Annotated in this window: 3 protein-coding genes and 1 pseudogene; all 4 read left to right on the plus strand. The window is 72.6% G+C overall.

What is annotated here, in order from left to right; all coding sequences use genetic code 11:
* Positions 1 to 275: pseudogene (locus tag KBX53_RS26885) on the plus strand (endonuclease); the annotation flags it as partial.
* A 127-nt stretch (positions 276 to 402) separates the two neighbouring features.
* Positions 403 to 2,196: a bifunctional (p)ppGpp synthetase/guanosine-3',5'-bis(diphosphate) 3'-pyrophosphohydrolase gene (locus KBX53_RS26890; RefSeq protein WP_030337735.1), complete on the plus strand. Its 1,794-nt coding sequence runs from the start codon at positions 403 to 405 to the stop codon at positions 2,194 to 2,196.
* A 53-nt stretch (positions 2,197 to 2,249) separates the two neighbouring features.
* Entirely contained in the window at positions 2,250 to 2,792 is a 543-nt protein-coding gene (locus KBX53_RS26895) for an NUDIX hydrolase (protein ID WP_210862328.1), read from the plus strand.
* On the plus strand, positions 2,789 to 3,393 hold a 605-nt coding region (locus tag KBX53_RS26900), incomplete at its 3' end, for a sugar phosphate nucleotidyltransferase (protein WP_210862330.1). The genes KBX53_RS26895 and KBX53_RS26900, both read left to right, overlap by 4 nt.

Raw genomic sequence — 3,393 nt, forward strand, 5'->3', positions numbered from 1 at the left:
GCGCGGGGGTCTCCCCGCCGGGCGTGCACCCACGGCCCACCCTGACCACGATCCGGGCCACCGCCGAGACGGTGTCGGGCGGGCACGGTCCGGTGCCGGCCGCCACCGCCGAGGAGTCCGAGCGGATCCTGTCCTGGTTGGAGCGGCCGGAGACCCGACTCGTCGAGATGTCCTCCGGTTGGTCCTCTCCGGCCAGTGGTGCGGGCCGGTTCCGTGACCTGCTGGCGAAGGCCGAGAGCGGCGCGTCCCACCAACTCTCGACCGAACGCTCATGACCAACTGACCGATCGGACTACGTCGACTCGCTTAGGCTGTTAGAGAAGTGCAGTCCTGCCCGATTCGTGGGCCTGCTCCCGCCGCCGGCTTCCGGTGACGCGGAGCCGGGGTGAGGAGGTGTCCCTCGTGGACGTCGACGCCGGACACGGCGCCGCCCTGGGGGGCGCCCTGCCGACACAGCCGGGTGAGCTGCCGCTCGCCCGCCGGCTGCGGTCGCTGCTCAGCTGGCCCACCACCGATTCCGACCCGGTCACCCAACTGGTCCGCACCCACCGGGGCATCCACGCCGGCACCGATCCCGCGGTGCTGCGCCGCGCCTACACGATCGCGGAGAACATGCACCGCGGGCAGTTCCGCAAGAGCGGTGAGCCCTACATCACCCACCCCCTCGCGGTGGCGCAGATCTGCGCCGAGCTGGGAATGGACACCACCACCCTGGTCGCCGCGCTGCTGCACGACACCGTGGAGGACACCCGCTACACCCTCCAGGCGCTCTCCGAGGATTTCGGCGGCGAGGTGGCCCACCTGGTCGACGGGGTGACCAAGTTCGACAAGGCGTTCTACGGCAAGGCCGCCGAGGCGGAGACGATCCGCAAGATGATCGTCGCGGCCGCCAAGGACGTCCGGGTGTTGATCATCAAGCTGGCCGACCGGCTGCACAACATGCGCACCCTCGGGGTGCGCTCCGCGTCGTCGCGGGAACGGATCGCCCGCAAGACCCAGGAGGTGCTGGTCCCGCTCTGTGACCGGCTGGGCATCCAGACCCTCAAGCGCGAGCTGGACGACGTGGTGCTGCTGCACCTGGAGCCCGAGGAGCACGCCCGGCTGGCCCGGCACGTGCACGACCGGCCAGGCTGGGACTCATACCTCGACTCGGTGGTCGCCCGGGCCCGGGTGGCGTTGCGGCGCAGCCGGGTCGACGCCGAGGTCAGCCCCCGCCCCCGGCACCTCTACTCGATCTGGAAGGACACCATCGCCGGCGGCCACACCGCCCCGTACGATCTGCCCCGCATCGTGGTGGTGGTCGACGGCCCGGCCACCGACTGCTACGCCGCGCTCGGCGCGATCCACGGCACCTGGCGACCGGTGCCCGGCCGTTTCAAGGACTTCATCGCGTCACCGAAGAACAACCTCTACCGGTCGCTGCACACGAGCGTCTGCGGCCCGCAGGACCGCACGGTGGAGGTGCTGATCCGCACCGAGGAGATGCACCGCTCCGCCGAGTACGGCATCGCCGCCGACTTCCGTTTCCCGCGCTCGGGCAACGGCGGCGCCGCGGCCCGCGCCGAGCAGTTGGACTGGCTGCGCCGGGTGCTCGACTGGGAACCGGACGCCGCCGACCCGGCACAGTTCTACGAGTCGCTGCGCTGCGACCTCGCCGAGGGGCAGATTCAGGTTTTCGCCGACGGGCGGCAGATCGTGCTGCCGGCCGGCGCCACGCCCGTCGACCTCGCCTACGAGCTGGGCAGCGAGCGGGGCGACCACTGCCTCGCCGCCCGCATCAACGGTCGACTCGCCCCCCTGAGCTCCGAGCTGGACGAGGGCGACGTGGTGGAGATCTTCACCGAGAACGACGGCGACAACGGCTTCGAGGCCGGGGTGGCGCCGCGGGGCCCCCGCCGGGAGTGGCTGAGCTTCGTCAAGTCGCCCAACGCGCAGATGCAGATCAACAGGTGGTTCGCCGAGCACACCGAGCCGGGCATCACGATCAGCGACAAGGTGCGCCTCGGCCGAGCCACCATCGGGCTCGCCCTGCGTCAGCACAACCGGGGCCTCGCCAGTGACCTGCCGCTGCTGCGTCTCTCCGAGGAGTTGGGCTACCCCGACCTGGAGACCCTGCTGGTAGCGGTCTTCGACCGGGTGATCGAACCGGACACCGTGGTCCGCCAGCTCATCGACCTGGTCGACCATCGGCAGTGACCCGACGAGCCCCAGCGCGTCCGAAGGACATTCGCGACCACTAGCCTGGAGTCATGATCCCCCGCTCCCGCGCCACCGGTCGGGCCCTCTTCTACCAGGCCTTCTACCGGCTGCCGCTGCCGGTGCGCCGGCGTCTGGTCCGGCTGGCGGTGCCCAAGTACGTCGTCGGCGCGGTGACCCTGGTCCGTGACTCCGAAGCGACGGGCGCGGGTCGGCTGCTCATGCTGCGCCAGCCGCCCGGCAAGGCGTGGTCCCTCCCCGCCGGCCTGCTCGACCGGGGCGAGGCCCCGGTGGTCGGCGCGGCCCGTGAGCTGTTCGAGGAGTCCGGCATCCGGCTTCCGCCGTCCCGGCTGCGTCCGGCGGTGCCGAACGCGATCGTGCACGCCAAGGGCTGGGTGGACATGGTCTTCGAGGCCGACGTGCCGGCGTCCAGCACCGACCTGACCGTCGACGGGGCGGAGGTCTTCGAGGCCACCTGGCACCCCCTGGACGACCTGCCCAAGCTGACCTGGCCGACGGCCCGGCTGCTCGCCTACTACGACATCGGGCCGCTGGCCGGGAAGTTCCCGCCGCCGGTGCCCGACGACACCCCGTGACCGGCGCGGCCGGTGTGCCGGCGCAGCTGTGCGCGGTGGTGCTCGCCGCCGGCGAGGGCACCCGGCTGCGCCCCCTCACCGAACGGGTGCCCAAGGCGCTCTGCCCGGTGGGCAACGTGCCCCTGCTGGATCGGGCGTTGGAGCGGTTGGCTGGCCTCGGCCTGACCGGTCCCGACCGGGTCGCTGTGAACGCCTGCTACCTCGGCGAGCAGATCGTGGAGCACGTCGGCGACCGGGCCCACCTGTCGGTGGAGCCAGGCGACCCGCTGGGCACCGCGGGCGGGGTGGCCCGGCTACGGGACTGGATCGACGGGCGGCCGGTGCTGGTCGGCAACGCCGACGCGTACCTCGCCGACCCGACCGCTCCCCCGGGCCCGGACGTGGCCGCACTGCTCGACGGCTGGGACGGGCACACCGTACGCCTGCTCGGCCAGCCCGCCGCGGACCCGGCGGCGCCGGGCACCTTCGCCGGGCACTGCTTCACCGGCTTCTCGCTGCTGCCCTGGCGTCTGGTCCGGGACCTGCCGGTCGTCTTCTCGGACCTGGTCCGGGCCGTGTGGCGGCCGGCCGAGGCGGCGGGCGCCCTGGCGGTGGTGCCCGG

The sequence above is a fragment of the Micromonospora sp. M51 genome, from assembly GCF_018070305.1.
GTDB classification, from domain to species: domain Bacteria; phylum Actinomycetota; class Actinomycetes; order Mycobacteriales; family Micromonosporaceae; genus Micromonospora; species Micromonospora parva.

Bases quoted from the DNA above. Each gene is read 5' to 3' on its own strand.
- KBX53_RS26895 (WP_210862328.1), top strand. From the start codon at position 2,250: ATGATCCCCCGCTCCCGCGCCACCGGTCGGGCCCTCTTCTACCAGGCC.